We start from the raw sequence: 17,736 nt of genomic DNA on the forward strand, positions 1-17,736 counted from the left end.
ATGGCTGGGACAGTTCGTGCACCGGCACACCGGAGTCGCCTGACTCCGACGCGCCGGTAGACGAGGCGGGGCTACTCGGCCGGAACCGGAGCCGGAATCTGAGCCGGGTCCTTGCAGTACGCCAGCTCCGGCGGGCACGGAGCGAGGATCGTGGAGAAGTACTGAATCGCGGAGAACAAGGTGATCGGTCCCCCGGCCAGCACCACGCCGGCCATCGAGCCCACGGCGCCCAACGTCGCCATTCCGAGCACGCAACCCGCGATCGTGGCACCCACGAACGGCAGCAACAGGGCGATCAGCGGGCTGGAGATCGCGGCACCGGCCGCCGCGCCCACCAAACAACCGACCCCGGCCCCGAGCACGGCGCCGAACACGGCGCTGACAGCCGCGCCGATTGCCGCGCGCTGAGCGAAGACGCCGAGCGCCTGAGCGTCGCGCGGTACGAACAACTCACCCACCTGCTCGGCTGCTTGTTCGACTGTGATCACCTGGGCCTGCGACACCGGTTCGGCGCGCCGGCCGCCATCCCTGGACGGAGTGAGGGTCGCCGTCGTCCCGTCGATACGCGCAGCAACGGGATAGGCCATATCGTCGATCTGGTAGCGCAATGGAATCGCGGCGATCGGCTGATCGGCGGCGTCCCAGACCACCAGCTGGGAATCGATCTGCTCGATTTTGCCGCCGTCGATGCGCACCACGGCCGAGTCGCCGTTCCTGGTGACCTCGTAGCGGACCTCGGATGCCGGTGGGGCAGGCTGCGGAGCGGCACCCGCTGTCGCGGTAGTAACAGCAACCGCCGCAGCGGCAATCACTGCGGTCGCCGCCGCTGACTTCATTCGCATAATGGAACCTCATCTCCAGTGATCGAGGCCGGACCGGATCACCCTTCGGCAACCCATCCGGCCTGCCGGGGTACACAGGACCCCGGTTCCGGTGCTCTATCAGCGACCGGAGACTGTGACCCCGCCACCAGCGGACGCGGGCTCGGTGCGCGTGGCGAGTTCGCGTTTCCGAATCTTGCCGCTGGCAGTCATCGGTTGACCTTTCGGGATTGTGGATCAGCCCGCCACGATCAGCGGCGCGGCGGTGGCCGCACAGACCTCGGCCTCGCTGACTCCCGGCGCGCATTCATGCAATGCCAGCCCGCTTGGGGTGACGTCGATGACGGCCAGATTGGTGATGATGCGTCGCACGACCCCCTCACCTGTCAGCGGGAGAGTGCAGCGGGAGACGATCTTCGGTGCACCGGTCTTGTCGGTGTGTTCCATGAGGACGATCACCCGGCGGGCGCCGTGTACCAGATCCATCGCCCCGCCCATGCCTTTGACCATGTGCCCCGGAACCATCCAGTTGGCCAGGTCACCGGTGGCAGAGACCTGCATTCCACCGAGGATGGCTGTGTCGATGTGGCCGCCGCGGATCATCCCGAAGCTGGTTGCGGAGTCGAAGAACGAGGCCCCGGCCATTACCGTGACGGTTTCTTTTCCGGCATTGATCAGGTCGGCATCGACCTCGGACGGGTCCGGGTAGGGGCCGATGCCGAGAACGCCGTTCTCCGAGTGCAGGGTGACGTGCACGCCGTCGGGGAGGTGGTTGGGGATGAGGGTCGGCAAGCCGATGCCGAGGTTCACGTACTCGCCGGACCGGAGTTCCCATGCGGCGCGGGCGGCCATTGCGGTCCTGGTCCATCCGAGAACCTTTGTGGCAGTGTTCATATCAGTTCCCTTGGGCGACGGTGCGCTTTTCGATGTGTTTGTTCTGTCGACCGGTGTGCACGAGGCGGTCGACGAAGATGCCTGGCAGGTGAACGGTGCCGGGGTCGATCGCTCCTGCCGGGACGAGTTCTTCCACTTGCGCGATGCAGATGCGTCCGGCCATGGCGGCCAGCGGGTTGAAATTGCGGGCCGATTTCTCGAACACCAGGTTGCCGTCGGTATCGCCGACCAGCGCGTGCACCAGGGCGTAATCGGCGGTGATCGCCTCTTCGAGCACGTAGCGCCGCTCGCCCCACCGGCCGCCGAAGGTGCGCACCTCCTTGGGTGGCGAGGCCACCGCGACCGAACCGTCGGGCGCGTACCGCCAGGGCAAGCCGCCCTCGGAGACGGGTGTACCGACGCCTGCAGGGGTGAAAAATGCCGGGACGCCTGCTCCGCCCGCACGCAGCTTCTCGGAGAGAGTGCCCTGCGGAGTCAGCTCGACTTCGATCTCACCGGCCAGATACTGGCGGGCGAACTCCGCGTTCTCCCCGACATAGGAGGCAGTTACACGACGGATCCGGTTGCCCCTCAACAGAATTCCCAATCCGATCTGATCGGTGCCGCAGTTGTTGGAGATGACCTCGAGGTCGGTGACATCGCGTGCGGCCAACGCCTCGATGAGCGCATCGGGGATGCCACACACCCCGAATCCGCCGACGGCCAGACTCGACCCGGAGGCCACATCGGCGAGGGCGTCCGCGGCCGAGGAGACGATCTTGCTCACCGGACCGCCTCCACGCCGGTCGCGGTCGTGGCGACCAGATCGTCCAGCAACTCCTGCGCTCGAGGCCAGTCTCCATAGCCGGAGGCCGGATTGAGGTGACCGACGTCGCCGATATCCACCAGACGGCTGCCCCAGGATTCGGCCATGCCGGCTGCGCGCCGGTAGGACGCGAGCGGGTCGGTGGTGGAGGCGGCCACGATGCTGGGAAACGGCAGTCGCCCACGGGGAATCGGGTTCCAGCCCCCGGCCTCGAGTTCTTGTGCTGTCGGATACCCGCTCGGCAGCGGTGTTTCCAGGTCAGCCGGGGTGGCAAGCAATGCCGCACGCACCGGTCGCTGGTAGTGCTGTGCCCAATGCACGGTGATCATGACGCCCGCGCTGTGGGCGACCAGCACCACCGGACCATCGATGTCCGCGAGGACGGCATCGAGTGCGGCGATGCGGGAAGCCAGGCTGAGCTTGTCGCACTCGAGCGGCGGGACGGTGCGGACCTTGTTCAGACGTTCGGCGAGCAGGGTCTGCCAGTGCTCGGGTACGTGGTCGCGCAATCCTGGCACGATCACAATGGTGGGTTCGGCGGGGTCATACATGGTGTGTGCGGTGGTTCCTTTCGGGTTCAGTGCGCGGGACCTGGTGCGACAGCGGCGAGTTTTCGCAGTCCGGCAGGGTAGACGCGTTTGCCGAGGACCAGTGCCGCGATGGCGGCAAGGTAGGCCAGCGGTGCCAGCTGCAGTGCGGATCCCAATCCGATGCGATCGGCGAGGACGCCGACGACGAACGGACCGAGGGCGAGCCCGAGCAGACTGTTGGCCAGCGTCAATGTGCCGAACGCGGACGCCCGTACCGACGGATGTGTCAGGTTGGCGACCATGGCCGCGGCCGGCCCGGATGAGCCGCCGGAGAAGAAGGCGCCGATGCCGATCAGCGCCAGTTGCAGCGGACCGGTTCCGAGGCTGAAGCCTGCGGCCAGGCACACCAGTGAAATGCAGCAGAACGTGATCGCCGCGGTCCATTTCCGAGACAAATCGGTGCGGCCGACTCGGTCGGTGATCATGCCGCAGCACACCATCCCGGTACCGACGAGCAGCACGAACACCGATGCGACCACACCCGCCCGGTCCGGGGCCAGCTCGTAGTTGCGGTTGAAGAAGCTGGGCATCCACGACAGCAGCACCGCGGCGGTGAAGATCTGCAGGCCACTGCCCACATAGGCGCACACGACAGCGGGGTTGGTGAACAGCGTCGACACCGGCGCGCGGAACCCTTCCACGTGGGTGCTCGGCCCCGTGTGCTGGTCGGCGGCATTGGCGACAAGTTTCGCCTCCGTCACGATCACGCTGAACAGTGCGGCCAGCAGCAGCCCGAAGATCGCCATCGCGGCGAATGACCAACGCCATCCGAGATGTACGGCGATGACTCCGCCCAGGCCGACACCCAGTACCGACCCGAACGAACCGCCGGCCATGAACGCGCCACTCAGCGCGGCATGCATCCGTGGGGCGAACACACTGATCACCACCGCGATCCCGACACTGCCGTAGGCGGCTTCGCCGACGCCGACGAGGAAGCGGGCAGCCAGCATCTGCTCGAAACTCGCTGCAACGGAACACAGCAGCGTCGCCGCGCTCCACAGCACCGCCATCAGCACCAGGCTGCGCACCCTGCCCCACCGGTCGGCCACAACCGACAGCGGCAGGGTGAGGATGCCGACCATGAGCGCGACTACGCTGGTGAGCGACGCCAGCTGCGAATCCGACAGCGTCCATTCGGTTTTCAGAAAGGGAAAGACCGCGCTCAGCACTTGTCTGGACATGTAGTCGGCCAGCAGCAGACCGAATGCCAGTAGGAAGACGACCCACGGGTATCGCCGACGCGATCGAGGGGGTCGGTCCGCCTTTACCGGGGCGGCGACCATGTTGTCATCCGGCCCGGCGACGGTAGTGTGCAACTGCATTGGTGCTCCTACAAATCCGATGCGTCGAGACGGTGTGCAACGCACCGGAGCTGATAAGTACAGAGACGTTGCCCTCACGGCCACGTCCGGAGGAGGCGGGGAAGGTGCACTCCCGCCCGTTGTCGATGACTCAGGCGTGCAGGGTGAACCCGACCTGGCCGGGCTTGCGGTTGGGTGCGTAGCCGAGCTTGGCGAGAGTCTCATCGACACTCGCGTACTGCTCGCCGATCCGGTAGATGTCGCGGGCTTGCTTGCCGTCCGCGACACCGCGGCCCAGCTCCTCAGCGATCCGGACCAGCTGCTTCACCTGGTCCGCCGACGTCATCTTCTCGCCCTTGCGACCCCACAGGGTGTCCTCGTTGCCGCAGCGTGGGTGCAGACCGAATGCGATCGCCATCGCGTTCACCGGCAGCACGCTACGCATCAGCGTCTCCAGCGTCAGGCACGCACCGTCGGGCACCCGTTGGATGAAGTTCATGATGTTGTAGGGATTGGGGCCGTCGAACCCGCCGCCGATCCCCACCCAGGTGAGGTTGAGCGGGCCCATGTACTTGCCGCGCCGGATCAGTCGTTCGACCGTCTCGAGCTGCGGGATGCTGGAGAGCTGGAAGTGGGGCTGGATGCCGTTGGCGGTCAGCCGGCGCAGGTGCTCTTCGACCCATGCCGGGCCGGCAGGTACGGTCATTTCGCGGTATGTCTCGTAGAGCTCGGGGCGCTGGATCGACGTGCCTGCGATGTCGTCGTCGGTCATCAGCTCGACGATGTTCATCTGGCTGGTATTGATCGCAATGGTCACCTGGTCCGGCTTCGGGTCCAGCTCGGCGAGCATATGCCGGGCGTCATCGGAGAGCCACTTCGCGTCGGCTCCTTCACCTTCGGGGGCGAACGAGATCGACCCACCGACCTGCAGGATCATGTCCGGCACCGCCTCGCGCAACCCGGCGAGCAGCTCGTTGAACTTCGACAGCCGCTTGGAACCCTTGCCGTCGAGCTCACGGACGTGGATATGCAGTACCGAGGCACCGGCCTCGTAGCAGTCCACTGCCTGCTGCACATGCTGCTCCATCGTCAGCGGCAGATCCTCGCGGAAGTCATCAGGCTCCCACTCGGGGCCGTACGGCGCACAGGTAATAACCAGTTTGTCCTGGTTCTCCGGGAACAGCGCATCGTCGTGGAAATGCATGGGTTTCTCCGATCGGTTTCTAACTTTCGTGGAAAAGAGGAACTCTCAGAACGGCTTGTCGCCGACGATGCCCGCGCGCTCCATCTTTCGGATCGCGGGCCAGTAGTCCTGAACGGCGTAATGCTGGGTGGACCGGTTGTCCCAGATCGCGAAGCTGTTCTTCGTCCACCGCCAGCGCACCTGGTATTCCGGAATAGCGGCCTGCCGCATCAGGTAGTGCAGCAGCTCGGCGGCGCCGGGCGCGTAGTCCGCGCCGAAACGCACGTTGTCCGGCGTGTGGTAATTGACCAGATGCGTGGTAAAGGAATTGACGAACAAGATAGGCTCGCCCGTTTCGGGGTGAGTGCGTACCACGGGGTGCTCGGCGTCGGGAAAACGCTGCGCGAGGTCGTGGCGCTTGTCGTCGGACATCGCCGCGCCGAAACTGGCCTCGATGCTGTGGCGGGCACGCAGCCCGTCGATCCGCTCTTTCACCTGCTCGGGCAGGCGCCGATACGCCTCGACCATGTTCACCCAGATGGTGTCTCCGCCGACCGGCGGAGACTCCACGCAGCGCAGGACCGAACCCATCGACGGGTTCACCCGCCAGGTGGCATCACAGTGGAAGGCGTTCTCGTAATGCTCAGGGGGGCTGTCGAGATCTTTGTAGATGCGCACGAGTCCGGGGTTGTCCGGGTCGCTGCCCAGCACCGGGTGGTCTTCCAACGGACCGAATCGCTGCGCCAGCGTGACGTGATCGGCGCGGCTGATGTCCTGGTCGCGCGCGAACAGCACCTTGTATTCGAGCAGCAAGGCGCGCAGCTCGGCGAAAAGTGCGTCGTCATGGGCGATCTGTGCGAGGTCGACATCGACCAGTTCCGCACCGATCGAGCAGGTGAGTGGCATGGCGGTGATCGCGCCGCGCTTTACCGAATCATGGTATGGGGCAAAGGTTGTCATCGTTGACCTCCAGGTGTGGAACAGATATCAGAGGGTGAAGACCGAGGAACCGACGCTGCGGCCCGCCTCCATATCACGGTGAGCCTGCGCCGCATCGGACAGTTTGTAGCGCTGGTTGATCTCTATCCGGATGCGACCGGCCTCGACATGCGAGAAGAGCTCGCCGGCCAGCTCGGCTCGCTCCACGGGATCGGCAATGTAATCGGCGAGCGCGGGGCGCGTAACGAACAACGAGCCCTTGATCGCCAGCTGCATGGCATTGATGGGCGGGGTCGGCCCGGAGGCGGTGCCGAAGCACACCAGCAGTCCGCGCCGCGACAGCGAATCCAATGACGTGTCGAAGGTCGTCTTTCCGATGCTGTCGTAAACCACCGGCACACCTGCGCCACCGGTGATCTCACGAACCCGCGCGGCGACGTCCTCACGGGTGTAGATCACCACGTGATCGCATCCGTGGGCGCGGGCGATCTCGGCCTTCTCCTCGCTCGAGACCGTACCGATCACGGTGATGCCCAAGAGCTTCGCCCACTGCAGGAAGATCAACCCGACCCCACCGGCAGCGGCGTGGAGCAGGACCGTCTGCCCCTCGCGCAGCGGATGGATGCGGCGCAGCAGGTAGGCAGTGGTCAAACCACGCATCGTCATCGACGCGGCGGTGTCGAATCCGATCCCGTCCGGCAACGCGATCAGATGCTCGGCCGGCATCACCCGTTCGGTGCTGTAGGCACCCAGTGGGCTACCGGTATAGGTCACCCGGTCCCCCGCCTCGAACCCCTCGACACCCGGGCCAACCGCCTCGATCACACCTGCCGCCTCGACGCCCATACCTGCGGGCAACGCGGCCGGATACAGGCCGCTGCGGAAGTAGGTATCGGCGAAGTTCAGCCCGACGGCCTCGTGCCGCACTCGCACTTCACCGGCCCCCGGGTCGCCCACTTCGACATCCTCCGATCGCAGAACATCGGGGCCGCCGATCTCGTAGAAGCGAACAGCTTGTGCCACAACAGATCTCCTTCTCGGTCGATCGCACTCTCCAGCGCGATCGACAGTCGTAATACGACGCATGGGTGTCCGGATATGTCGCCGCGTGCCGCGACGTTCACTGGGTGGACCGTCGATCGCGTGCTGTCAGCGGAAGGTCACGTCGGGTGCGCTCACCGATCGCGATGTCCCTGACCACTGATCACCATCGCTGTGATGGGACACACTGTAATCCGGATCACCCGCCTGTGCTTATCCTCAAGGGACGAGATACTGTTCATTTCGGGACAGGAGATTGTGGTGAAACCACTCGCCCGCTACGCGGCAGTACACGGATTCGTCGAGCTCGGCCGCTCGCTGGGCCTGGACCCGGTCGCCTTGATCCGCGCAAGCGGACTGGACCCCGCCGGTCTGAGCGTGCAGGACCGCTGGGTTCCCGCCGCCGCTGTCGCGGATCTGCTCGAGCGCTGCGCGATCAGTTCCGGGTGTGAAGACATCGGCCTCCGCCTGGCCGAACGTCGCCGCTTGGCCAATCTCGGCCCGCTCAGCATGGTCATCCGCGAAGAACCCGACGTCCGCAGCGCGCTACGGACCATGTCCCGCTATGAGCACATGTATAACGAGGCGCTGCACACCCGACTTACCGAACACAACGCCATCGCCACCATCCGGCTGAGCCTCGACCTCGGCGGGCCGGGTGACACCCGGCAGTCCATCGAACTGGCGATCGGCATCTTGCACGGACTCATGCGTGGATTCCTCGGCACCACCTGGCAACCACTGGAAGTCCGCTTCACCCACCCGGCACCCCGCGACTGCTCCACCCACCATCGCGTCCTCGGGCCGCACGTCAGTTTCGACCAGGACTTCAACGGACTCCTCGCCTACACCACCGACCTCGACGCGCCCAACGCCATGTCGGACCCCCAGCTGCGCACCTACGCGCAGCAGATCTTCAACGCGCCGAGAGCCAACGCGACCGCCACGACCGTGGACCGCGTCCGGGAACTGATCGAACTGCTCCTGCCGACCGGACGATGCTCAGCCGACCAGATCGCTCGAAGCCTCGGTGTCGACCGCCGTACCATCCACCGCCGCCTCGCCGCCGAGGGCGAAACCTTCACATCGCTGGTCGATTCCACCCGAGCCGAGCTCGCCCAGCACATGGTCGCCAGCCGCCGCCACAGCCTGACCGAGATTTCCGAGCTACTTGCCTTCTCCTCGCAGGGCAACTTCTCCCGATGGTTTCGCACTCGCTTCGGCCACAGCCCCAGCCAATGGCGTGCCGACCGCCCCGCAGCCCTCGAAGATTATCGAGGATCACCGCCCGCGCAGGGCTCGTACACCGCGCCGGCATAGTCCGGCACCTCGGGAGTCGGTGCGCAGCGTTGCCTCCGCACGGCCGGGCCGATCAGCCCTCCGTCGGCGGGCGCAGCGCGGGAAACCAGATGTCGGTGAGAACCTCGACGGCCCGATCCACCGAGACGTCGATGGTGCCCAACATCGCCCAACGGGTAAAGAACCGTTCCAGCTGCGCGACCAGTAGTTCCACCCGCAGCCGCGCCTCATCGCGCCGATCAGCCGGCCATCCGGCGAGGTAGGCGGTCATCGAATCGGGTAGTGCCGAAATACCGTTGCGAGCGATCTCGCGAAACTCGGGTTCGAGCGCGGTCGCCTCATCCCAGGCGGGAAGCAGATCTTTGTACTCGTGGAACCACTCGATCGCGCCGGCGACCCAGCGGGCGAACTCGGCGCGGGAACCCGTTTCGAGCACTCGGTCGAGATCCTCGTAGAAGTGCAGGGCCGTGGGCGCGGTGCCCTGCTGGCCGATTACCCGCAGAATCTCGAGTTTGCCCGCGAAATGCAGGTAGAAAGTGGCACGACTGCAGCCGACCGCAGCGGCGATGTCGTCCACCCGCACGGCCGCATACCCACGGGTGGCGAACAGCTCCTTGGCGCCCTCGATCAGCCTGGCCCTGGTCTGCTGCTTCTGCTCATCCCGCAGGTTCGTGTTCGCGCGCATGGTGAACAGATCCTCGATTCCCTCAAAAATGCTCTGACGTGCGGCTTCCGCCGAGCAAGTCTACGCGGTAGCGAACTCGCTAAACATAGCGACACTCACTAGACATGGTGTCTACCGAATGTTAACGTGTTGCCTACGTCACTCCGGCGCGCACAACGCATCGGACGGTTCGGCCGTCAGCGACGACGGCTTTCCCAGCACAAGGACAGTGAATGACGTCAACAGCACTCCCCCGCGTCTGTGTGATCGGCGCAGGCCCCTCTGGGATCACCGCAGCCAAACGCCTGAAAGATCACGGCATCCCCTTCGACTGCTACGAGGCGTCCGACGATGTCGGCGGCAACTGGTACTTCAAGAACCCCAACGGCATGTCGGCCTGCTATCAGAGCCTGCACATCGATACGTCCAAGTTCCGTTTGGCCTTCGAGGACTATCCGGCGCCCGAGGAATGGCCGGACTTTCCACACCATTCACAGCTGTTCCAATACTTCCGCGACTATGTCGACCATTTCGGCATCCGCGACCGGATCGTGTTCGATACCGAGGTGACCGCGGCCGAGCGCACCACCGACGGTCGCTGGCTGATCACCACCAGTCAGGGCTACACCAAGGACTACGACGCGCTCATCGTCTGCAACGGGCACCACTGGGACCCGCGCCTCCCGGACTACCCCGGTGAATTCGACGGCACGCTGCTGCACAGCCACGCCTACAACGACCCGTTCGACCCGATCGACATGCGTGGCAAGCGCGTTGTTGTTGTCGGTATGGGCAATTCGGGTCTGGATATCGCCTCCGAGCTGTCCCAGCGATTCCTTGCCGCGAAGCTGCATGTCTCCGCGCGGCGCGGAGTCTGGGTCTTGCCGAAGTACGTCAACGGCAAGGTCGGCGACAAACGCGAGCTTCCGCGGTGGATGCCGCCGAAGCTGGGGCTCAAAATCCGGCAACGCTTCGTCCGCAAGACCCGCGGGAACATGGAGGATTACGGCCTGCCCAAGCCCGATCACCTACCCTTCGAGGCGCATCCGTCGGCCAGCGAGGAGTTCCTGCACCGCGCCGGCTGCGGCGACATCACCTTCAAGCCGGCGATCACCGCACTAGAGGGGCCGCGAGTACGCTTCGCCGACGGCAGCACCGAAGAGGTGGACGTGATCGTCTGCGCCACCGGATACCGCATATCGTTCCCGTTCTTTTCCGATCCGGACCTGCTGCCCGACGCCGACAACAACTTTCCGCTCTTCAAGCAGATGGTCAAGCCCGGAATCGACAATCTGTTCTTCCTCGGCCTGGCGCAATCGCTGCCAACCCTGGTGAATTTTGCCGAACAGCAGTCCAAGCTGGTCGCCGCCTACCTGACCGGCCGCTACCACCTACCGTCGACGGAGGAGATGCAGGCAGCGATCGGATCAGCGGAATCCACCCGAACCGGCCGCTATTACGACTCTCCCCGGCATACCATCCAGACCGAGTTCGTGCCGTATGTGCGAGATATGCGGCACGAGCTGGAACGCGGCGCGAAACGCGCAGTAGCCAAGGGCAATTCGCTTCCGGTCCCCGCTTGTGTGCTCGAGCAGGTGTGAGGCAGTGATGACCAGTACGACAGGAACCGCCACGTCGGGATTCTGCGCCGAGCGATTCGCACAGGTCCGCACAGAGCTGGACACCCGCCTCTCCTCCGGTGACGAGCTGGGTGCCTCGATATGCATCACGGTCGACGGCGAAATGGTCGTCGACCTATGGGGTGGCCATCGCGACCCGCAACGCCGCACACCCTGGACCGAGGACACCCTGGTCAACGTCTTCTCCATCACCAAGACGATGACCGCGCTGAGCGCCCTGCTGCTCATCGACCGCGGTGAGCTGGACGTGAGCGCGAAGGTCGCCAGGTATTGGCCGGAGTTCGCGGCCAACGGCAAGGGCGATATCGAGATCCGCCATCTGCTCGCGCACACCTCCGGGGTTTCGGGATGGCAACCGCCGATCGAACTCACCGACATCTACGACACCGCGGCGTCCGCGGCACGGCTTGCCGGCCAAGCCCCGTGGTGGGAACCGGGCACAGCGTCGGGGTACCACGCGCTCGATTACGGCCACCTCATCGGCACGGTGATCCACCGCGTGACCGGACGCACGCTGGGCGAGTTCTTCGCCGAAGAGCTCGCCGGGCCGCTGGGTGCCGACTTCCATATCGGCACCGCACCCGAGCACCACGGGCGGATCGCCACCCTGGTCCCGCCCGCCATGCCGGAATTCGACATGGCCACACTGGATCCGGACAGCATCCTGGTCAAGACGCTCACCAGCCCGCTGCTCGACATCGCGGAGACCGCGAGCCCGGCCTGGCGGCAGTCGGAGATCGGCGCGGTGAACGGCCATGGCAACGCGCGTTCGGTCGCTCGGGTGCAGTCGCTGGTGTCCTGCGGCGGCGAGTTGAGCGGCCGCAGGCTGTTATCGGACCGGACGATCGAGCTGATCTTCCGGGAGCAGTCCGACGGCATGGATCTCGCGCTGCTGCTACCACTGCGTTTCGGCATCGGCTACGGCCTGCCGCAACGGCAGACCGCGCCGGAGGTGCCGGAGGGCCGGGTGTGCTGGTGGGCCGGGTTCGGCGGTGCGATGGTGGTCAACGACCTCGACCACCGCACCACCTTCGCCTACACCATGAACCGGATGGCCCCGGGCCTGATCGGCTCGGATCGCGCCGGCGCCTACCTGCGCGCGACGTTCGAGGCGGTGCGCGGATGATGCGGGCGCTACAGCTCACCGCGCCAGGTGTGCTGGAACTACGCGAGGTGCCCATCCCTGATATCGGCCCGAGCGATCTACTACTTCGAGTGGGCGCGGCGGGAATCTGTCATTCGGATCTGCACGTGCTGCACCTCCCGTTTCGCGTGCGTGAGCAGCCGCTGACCCTGGGCCACGAGGTCGCGGGCACCATCGAAGCCGTCGGCGATGCCGTCGCCTGCCGCCACACCGGGGAGCGCGGCGTGGTGTATCTGTGCTGGTCGTGCGGCATGTGCCGAGAGTGCGCCAGCGGCAACGAGAACGTCTGCGAAGCCGCGGGACGCACCGCCATGCCGCCCTGCCCCGGTCTGGGGCCGGACGGCGGGATGGCCGATTACATCCGGGTGCCTGCGAGTTCGTTCGTACCGATCGGTGACCTCGATTTCACCCAGGCCGCCCCACTGGCCGACGCCGCGCTGTCGAGCCGGCACGCTATCCGCGGCGCGCGCGAGCATCTCGGACCCGGGTCGGTGGCGGTGGTTATCGGCATCGGCGGGCTCGGGCACGTCGCGGTGCAGATCCTCGCCACCACCACGGCGACCCGGGTGCTGGCCGTGGACGTCAGCGCCGACAAACTCGACCTCGCCGCCCGGTGCGGCGCGGCACAAGGGCTCATCATCGGCGACACCACCGCTGCCGAGATCCTGGCCCTCACCCGCGGCCGCGGTGCCGATGCGGTATTCGACTTCGTCGGCGTCGACTCGACCGCGCGACTCGCGGTGGAGTCGGTGGCGCCCAACGGCGCCTATCGGATGATCGGCCTCGGCGGCGGCGCGCCGGAGATCACTGCGGCACCCGCAGGCGGCCCGGGCTGGCCGTGGGGCGCCTCGGTTCGGAAATCGTACGGCGGCACCAAATCCGACCTGATCGACGGCGTGGCACTGGCCGCGGCGGGCACGCTGCGCGTCGAGGTGGAGTGTTACCCGCTGACCGAGGGGCGGGCCGCCCTCGACCGTCTCGAACGTGGCCTGGTCACCGGCCGAGCGGTTCTGGTGCCCGAGCCGTGACGAACAGACTTCATGACGAGGAAGTACTACCGATATGACAAAGCCGATCGATCTGCAAGCGTTAGCGGCCCAGGCGGCGAACAATCTCACCGGACCTGGCGGCCGATTCCAGATGGTGATCGAAGACGTCCTCGGCGCACCGATGCCGGTGATGCGCCACCGCAAGAACTCCTTACGCGACGTACTCACCGCCGCCACACATGGCGATCGGGACTACCTGGTCACCGCGGACCGCCGGATATCTTTCACCGAGCACGCCGCCGCTGTTGCGGCCATGGCCACCGCCCTCCGCGACAAATACGGCATCCACAAGGGCGACCGCATAGGCATTCTCGGGGCGAACACCCCCGAATGGGTGGTCGCGTTCTGGGCCGGGCAGGCACTCGGTGCGATCGTCGCGGGCTACAACGCCTGGTGGGCGCCACGCGAAATCGCCTACGGCATCGAACACACCAGCCCGGCTGTGCTCATCGTGGACGCCAAGCGTGCAGCGATCGTTGCCGAACTCGATATCGGCATCCCGGTGCTCACCATGGAGCATGACGTACCCGAGCTCCTCGCCGAATACCGGACCGACACCCTGCCCGACACCGAGCTCGATGAAGACGACCCCGCGGTGATCCTGTACACCAGCGGCACCAGCGGTCGGCCGAAGGGCGCGGTACATTCACATCGGAATGTGTTGGCAGTCATCGACTATCACCTCTTCAGCGACGCGCTGACCGCGGCGCTCACCGGGGCCGCACAACCACCTACCGGTAGGCGGTTTTTGGTCACCTCGCCGTTGTTCCATATCGCCAGCTTGCACAACCTGGTGGTCCCCCGGCTGGTGACCGGGGATGCGGTGGTGATCCACCAGGGCTCGTTCGACGGCGACCGGGTACTGCGCTTGATCGAGCGGGAACACATCACCAACTGGGGAGCCATGCCGACCATGGCGACGCGGATGTTGGATCTCGATCTGTCCGGTTACAACCTGTCCTCGCTGACCGCGTTCTCGCTGAACTCGGCGCCGTCGTCGCAGGCGCTGCAGCAGAAACTACGCGATCGGCTACCCGTGGCGCGCAACGCGCTGGTCACCAGCTACGGAATGACCGAATGCAGTACTGCCGCGACGCTGGCCGCCCCGGCCGAGCTGGCCGCCTTCCCGGACACTGTCGGGCGACCGATCATCGGCGTAGCGCTGGAGATCCACGATGAGGCGGGCGCACCGGTCCCCGATGGCGTTGAAGGCGAGATCTGGGTACGTAGCCCGTACGTCATGCTCGGATATTGGCAGGACGAGGCTTCGACCGCCGCGGCGATCACCACAGACCGATGGCTACGCACCGGCGACATCGGTGTGCTCGAAGACGGCAGGTTGCGGCTGTCCGGGCGACGCTCGGATCTCATCCTGCGTGGCGGAGAAAACGTCTATCCCACCGAAATCGAACAGTGCCTCGACGAACACCCCGCCGTGCGGGAATGCGCTGTCGTCGGGGTGCCTGACGAGGACCTCGGACAGCAGGTCGCCGCCGTGGTCGTGGTCGACGAAACCACGGCGATCACCGAAGACGCGTTGCACGCGTACGCCAGAGAACGGCTCGCCTATTACAAGGTGCCTGCCCGCTGGCGGCTCATCACCACCGCTCTACCGCGCAATGCAACCGGCAAGGTCGTGCGCACAGGTCTCGAGGTGTGAATCCCATGTACGACACGATCATTGCCAATGGCCGCTGGTTCGACGGGACCGGCGCACCCTCCGCGATCCGGCACCTCGGTATCCGGGACGGTCGGATCGCGAACGTCTCGGCCGACCCGATCGACGACCCGCAGTGCCCGAATGTCATGGACGCCAGCGGACAATGGGTGATCCCCGGCCTCATCGATATCCACACTCACTACGACATCGAAGTGCTCCAGGATCCGGCGTTGGCCGAATCGGTCCGGCATGGTGTCACCACGGTGCTGCTCGGATCGTGTTCACTGTCGACGGTGCACGTCGGCGCCTCCGACGCGGGCGACCTGTTCGCCCGGGTCGAAGCGATTCCGCGCAAACACGTCGTCACGGCGGTCGACGAGCACAAGAGCTGGAACTCCGCGCACGAATACGTGGCCGCGCTGGAAGAACTGCCGCTGGGTCCGAATATCGCCGCATTCATCGGACACTCCGATATCCGCGCCGCCGAGCTGGGGTTGGCGCGAGCGACCAGCAAGGACGTGCGCCCCGACGCCGCCGAACTGGCCGCCATGGAGGCGAAGCTGATCGAGGCGCTGGACGCGGGGTTCGTCGGTATGTCCTCCCAGCAGCTGATGTTCGACAAACTCGACGGCGACGTGTGCCGGTCACGCACCCTGCCCTCCACCTACGCCACGACCCGGGAGCGGCGCAGGCTCAACGCCATCCTGCGCCGGCGCGGGCGCGCGTTGCAGGGCGGACCCGACGTGGCACGGCCGCAGAGCCTCGTCGCGATGGCGGCATCCAGCCTCGGGCTGTTCCGCAAGCCGTTGAAGGTCAGCCTGCTCTCCGCCGCCGACATCAAGGCCATTCCCGGTGTCGCGCACGTGTTCCCGCTGATCGCGCGGGTGTTGAACGCACTGGGTGCAAACTTCCGCTGGCAGCACCTCCCGGTGCCGTTCGAGGTCTACGCCGACGGCATCGACCTGGTGGTATTCGAGGAGTTCGGGTCCGGCGCCGAAGCGCTGCATCTGGCCGATCAGGTGGACAAACGCCGGGAACTGCTGCGCGACGAGCAGTACCGGCGGCGCTTCCGCAAGGATTACGACAAGAAATACGGCCCACGGGTATGGCACCGCGACCTGTTCGACGCGCAGATCGTCGAATGCCCCGATTCGACGGTGATCGGCAAGTCCTTCGGCGAAGTGGGCGTGGAGCGGGGCGGCGCGCACCCTGTGGATGCGTTCTTGGACCTCGTCGTGGAATTCGGCCCCAAGGTGCGCTGGCGCACGACGATTTCCAATCATCGTCCGGAAGTCCTCGATCGGCTCGCCGCCGATCCCGGTGTGCAGCTGGGCTTCTCCGATGCGGGAGCGCACCTGCGCAACATGGCCTTTTACAACTACGGCCTTCGCTTCCTCCGCCGAGTGCGCGAGGCGGCAGAAGCAGGCCGCCCGTTCCTGTCCATGGAACGTGCGGTACACCGGCTCACTGGTGAACTCGCGGACTGGTACGGCCTGGACGCCGGACACCTTCGAGTGGGCGACCGAGCCGATATCGTCGTCCTCGATCCGGCTCGGTTCGACGATGCACTCGATGCCTACCACGAATCCCCGGTCGCCCCGTTCGACAATCTATCGCGGATGGTGAACCGCAACGACGCCACGGTCACTGCGGTGTTCGTCGGCGGTGTGCTCGTCTTCGGCGAGGGCGCACCCGCTCCAGCACTCGGCACCCGCCGGACCGGCCGGTTCCTCCGCGCGTCCACTGCCATAGGCCGAAACCGATGAAGACGCCGGCCTGATGGCACAAGTCCGGGACCGTGCCGGCGAGCCGCGGGTGGGGTTTCGCACGATCGGGCCGCGATGTCAGCAGCTCTGTCTCCCGAGCGCGGCATGTCAGCGCTCCGGTACCGGGGCGAGCCCTTCGGTGTGGAGAGACCGGTGTCAATTCACCAACCAGACAGCACCACTGTGAACTGCATTCTTCGTAAGCTGGAGCCGTCGAGGAAAGGAGCCGACCGATGGTCCGAGTATTCCTGGTCGATGACCACGAAATCGTGCGGCGAGGCGTGGGCGACCTGATCAGCGCGGAACCCGACCTCGAGGTCGTCGGTGAGGCGGGCACGGTCGACCATGCGCTGGCCCGAATCCCCGCCACCCGGCCGGAGGTCGTCGTTCTCGACGTACGGCTGCCCGACGGTAACGGCATCGAACTGTGCCGCGAGCTCCTCACCCACCACGACGACCTGCGATGCTTGATCCTGACCTCGTTCACCGATGAGCAGGCCATGCTCGATGCGATCCTCGCCGGGGCACGTGGGTATGTCGTGAAGGACATCGGTACCACCGATCTCGTCGACGCCATCCGTGCTGTCGGCGCAGGCAAATCGTTGCTCGACAACCGCGCCGCCGCCGCGCTGATGGCCAAACTCCGGACCGAAGCAGAAGAACGGAAGGGTCCGCTCGCCGGTCTGACCGAGCAGGAAAGGAAACTGCTGGCCTTGCTCGGTGAAGGCTTGACGAACCGGCAGATCGCGGCGCGGATGTTCCTGGCTGAGAAGACGGTGAAGAACTACGTCTCCCGGTTGCTGACCAAGCTGGGCGTCGAACGCCGCACACAGGCTGCGGTGCTGGCCTCCAAGCTCGATCCGGCACGGAAGGAAACGCCCTGAGCGGCGATGGCCGCGCCCATTCCGACCATCACCACGCTCGGGATGATTCTGAA

At 65.8% G+C, this 17,736-nt stretch carries 16 protein-coding genes; 7 read left to right on the top strand and 9 right to left on the bottom strand.

The genetic code is table 11. From position 1 onward, the window contains the following. Positions 1-71: 71 nt before the first annotated feature. From ACFXNW_RS19180 to ACFXNW_RS19215, 8 genes are all read right to left on the bottom strand, one after another. The gene (locus ACFXNW_RS19180; protein ID WP_379419050.1) at positions 72-842 is read right to left on the bottom strand and encodes a hypothetical protein; all 771 of its coding nucleotides are present in this window, start codon (positions 840-842) and stop codon (positions 72-74) included. Positions 843-1,058: 216 nt separating this feature from the next. Beyond that, on the bottom strand, positions 1,059-1,715 hold the full coding sequence (locus ACFXNW_RS19185; RefSeq protein WP_379419051.1) for a 3-oxoacid CoA-transferase subunit B: 657 nt from the start codon (positions 1,713-1,715) through the stop codon (positions 1,059-1,061). Position 1,716: 1 nt separating this feature from the next. Continuing rightward, positions 1,717-2,481 carry a CoA transferase subunit A gene (locus tag ACFXNW_RS19190; protein ID WP_379419052.1) on the bottom strand — a complete coding sequence of 255 codons (765 nt, stop codon included), beginning with the start codon at positions 2,479-2,481 and terminating at the stop codon, positions 1,717-1,719. Beyond that, positions 2,478-3,071, bottom strand: a complete 594-nt coding sequence (locus ACFXNW_RS19195) for an RBBP9/YdeN family alpha/beta hydrolase (protein WP_379419053.1) — start codon at positions 3,069-3,071, stop codon at positions 2,478-2,480. Before ACFXNW_RS19195 ends, ACFXNW_RS19190 begins: the two co-directional genes overlap by 4 nt. Positions 3,072-3,097: 26 nt before the next feature. Further along, positions 3,098-4,396 (bottom strand): MFS transporter, encoded by a 1,299-nt coding sequence (locus tag ACFXNW_RS19200; protein WP_379419094.1) that lies wholly within the window; start codon positions 4,394-4,396, stop codon positions 3,098-3,100. Positions 4,397-4,565: 169 nt separating this feature from the next. Further along, a complete protein-coding gene (locus tag ACFXNW_RS19205; RefSeq protein WP_379419054.1) occupies positions 4,566-5,618 on the bottom strand; it encodes a 3-keto-5-aminohexanoate cleavage protein in 1,053 nt (350 codons plus the stop codon). Positions 5,619-5,663: 45 nt separating this feature from the next. Continuing rightward, positions 5,664-6,557: a TauD/TfdA dioxygenase family protein gene (locus tag ACFXNW_RS19210; RefSeq protein WP_379419055.1), complete on the bottom strand. Its 894-nt coding sequence runs from the start codon at positions 6,555-6,557 to the stop codon at positions 5,664-5,666. Between the two features lie 27 nt (positions 6,558-6,584). Further along, on the bottom strand, positions 6,585-7,559 hold the full coding sequence (locus ACFXNW_RS19215; protein WP_379419056.1) for a quinone oxidoreductase family protein: 975 nt from the start codon (positions 7,557-7,559) through the stop codon (positions 6,585-6,587). Between the two features lie 279 nt (positions 7,560-7,838). Between ACFXNW_RS19215 and ACFXNW_RS19220 the strand changes: the two genes are divergently transcribed. Continuing rightward, positions 7,839-8,897 carry an AraC family transcriptional regulator gene (locus tag ACFXNW_RS19220; RefSeq protein WP_379419057.1) on the top strand — a complete coding sequence of 353 codons (1,059 nt, stop codon included), beginning with the start codon at positions 7,839-7,841 and terminating at the stop codon, positions 8,895-8,897. Between the two features lie 52 nt (positions 8,898-8,949). Here ACFXNW_RS19220 and ACFXNW_RS19225 read toward each other — a convergent pair whose 3' ends face one another. Beyond that, positions 8,950-9,561 carry a TetR/AcrR family transcriptional regulator gene (locus tag ACFXNW_RS19225; protein ID WP_379419058.1) on the bottom strand — a complete coding sequence of 204 codons (612 nt, stop codon included), beginning with the start codon at positions 9,559-9,561 and terminating at the stop codon, positions 8,950-8,952. A gap of 212 nt (positions 9,562-9,773) precedes the next feature. Between ACFXNW_RS19225 and ACFXNW_RS19230 the strand changes: the two genes are divergently transcribed. The 6 genes from ACFXNW_RS19230 (at position 9,774) to ACFXNW_RS19255 (ending at position 17,683) form a co-directional block, all read left to right on the top strand. Then, positions 9,774-11,141, top strand: coding sequence for a flavin-containing monooxygenase (locus tag ACFXNW_RS19230; RefSeq protein ID WP_379419059.1), 1,368 nt, complete (start codon positions 9,774-9,776; stop codon positions 11,139-11,141). Positions 11,142-11,148: 7 nt separating this feature from the next. Further along, positions 11,149-12,306: a serine hydrolase domain-containing protein gene (locus ACFXNW_RS19235; protein WP_379419060.1), complete on the top strand. Its 1,158-nt coding sequence runs from the start codon at positions 11,149-11,151 to the stop codon at positions 12,304-12,306. Further along, positions 12,306-13,352: an NAD(P)-dependent alcohol dehydrogenase gene (locus ACFXNW_RS19240; protein WP_379419095.1), complete on the top strand. Its 1,047-nt coding sequence runs from the start codon at positions 12,306-12,308 to the stop codon at positions 13,350-13,352. Before ACFXNW_RS19235 ends, ACFXNW_RS19240 begins: the two co-directional genes overlap by 1 nt. Positions 13,353-13,386: 34 nt before the next feature. Further along, positions 13,387-15,033, top strand: coding sequence for a class I adenylate-forming enzyme family protein (locus tag ACFXNW_RS19245; RefSeq protein ID WP_379419061.1), 1,647 nt, complete (start codon positions 13,387-13,389; stop codon positions 15,031-15,033). A gap of 5 nt (positions 15,034-15,038) precedes the next feature. Then, positions 15,039-16,799 carry an amidohydrolase family protein gene (locus ACFXNW_RS19250; RefSeq protein WP_379419062.1) on the top strand — a complete coding sequence of 587 codons (1,761 nt, stop codon included), beginning with the start codon at positions 15,039-15,041 and terminating at the stop codon, positions 16,797-16,799. Positions 16,800-17,032: 233 nt separating this feature from the next. Next, the gene (locus tag ACFXNW_RS19255) at positions 17,033-17,683 is read left to right on the top strand and encodes a response regulator (protein ID WP_379419063.1); all 651 of its coding nucleotides are present in this window, start codon (positions 17,033-17,035) and stop codon (positions 17,681-17,683) included. The last annotated feature ends 53 nt before the right edge of the window (positions 17,684-17,736 follow it).

Source organism: Nocardia sp. NPDC059180, from assembly GCF_042754945.1.
GTDB lineage: Bacteria > Actinomycetota > Actinomycetes > Mycobacteriales > Mycobacteriaceae > Nocardia.

Excerpts from the sequence above, each read along its gene's own strand:
- ACFXNW_RS19180 (WP_379419050.1), bottom strand. The coding sequence starts at position 842 with ATGCGAATGAAGTCAGCGGCGGCGACCGCAGTGATTGCCGCTGCGGCG.
- ACFXNW_RS19185 (WP_379419051.1), bottom strand. The coding sequence starts at position 1,715 with ATGAACACTGCCACAAAGGTTCTCGGATGGACCAGGACCGCAATGGCC.
- ACFXNW_RS19195 (WP_379419053.1), bottom strand. The coding sequence starts at position 3,071 with ATGTATGACCCCGCCGAACCCACCATTGTGATCGTGCCAGGATTGCGC.
- ACFXNW_RS19200 (WP_379419094.1), bottom strand. The coding sequence starts at position 4,396 with ATGGTCGCCGCCCCGGTAAAGGCGGACCGACCCCCTCGATCGCGTCGG.
- ACFXNW_RS19205 (WP_379419054.1), bottom strand. The coding sequence starts at position 5,618 with ATGCATTTCCACGACGATGCGCTGTTCCCGGAGAACCAGGACAAACTG.
- ACFXNW_RS19210 (WP_379419055.1), bottom strand. The coding sequence starts at position 6,557 with ATGACAACCTTTGCCCCATACCATGATTCGGTAAAGCGCGGCGCGATC.
- ACFXNW_RS19225 (WP_379419058.1), bottom strand. The coding sequence starts at position 9,561 with ATGCGCGCGAACACGAACCTGCGGGATGAGCAGAAGCAGCAGACCAGG.
- ACFXNW_RS19230 (WP_379419059.1), top strand. The coding sequence starts at position 9,774 with ATGACGTCAACAGCACTCCCCCGCGTCTGTGTGATCGGCGCAGGCCCC.
- ACFXNW_RS19235 (WP_379419060.1), top strand. The coding sequence starts at position 11,149 with ATGACCAGTACGACAGGAACCGCCACGTCGGGATTCTGCGCCGAGCGA.
- ACFXNW_RS19240 (WP_379419095.1), top strand. The coding sequence starts at position 12,306 with ATGCGGGCGCTACAGCTCACCGCGCCAGGTGTGCTGGAACTACGCGAG.
- ACFXNW_RS19245 (WP_379419061.1), top strand. The coding sequence starts at position 13,387 with ATGACAAAGCCGATCGATCTGCAAGCGTTAGCGGCCCAGGCGGCGAAC.
- ACFXNW_RS19250 (WP_379419062.1), top strand. The coding sequence starts at position 15,039 with ATGTACGACACGATCATTGCCAATGGCCGCTGGTTCGACGGGACCGGC.
- ACFXNW_RS19255 (WP_379419063.1), top strand. The coding sequence starts at position 17,033 with ATGGTCCGAGTATTCCTGGTCGATGACCACGAAATCGTGCGGCGAGGC.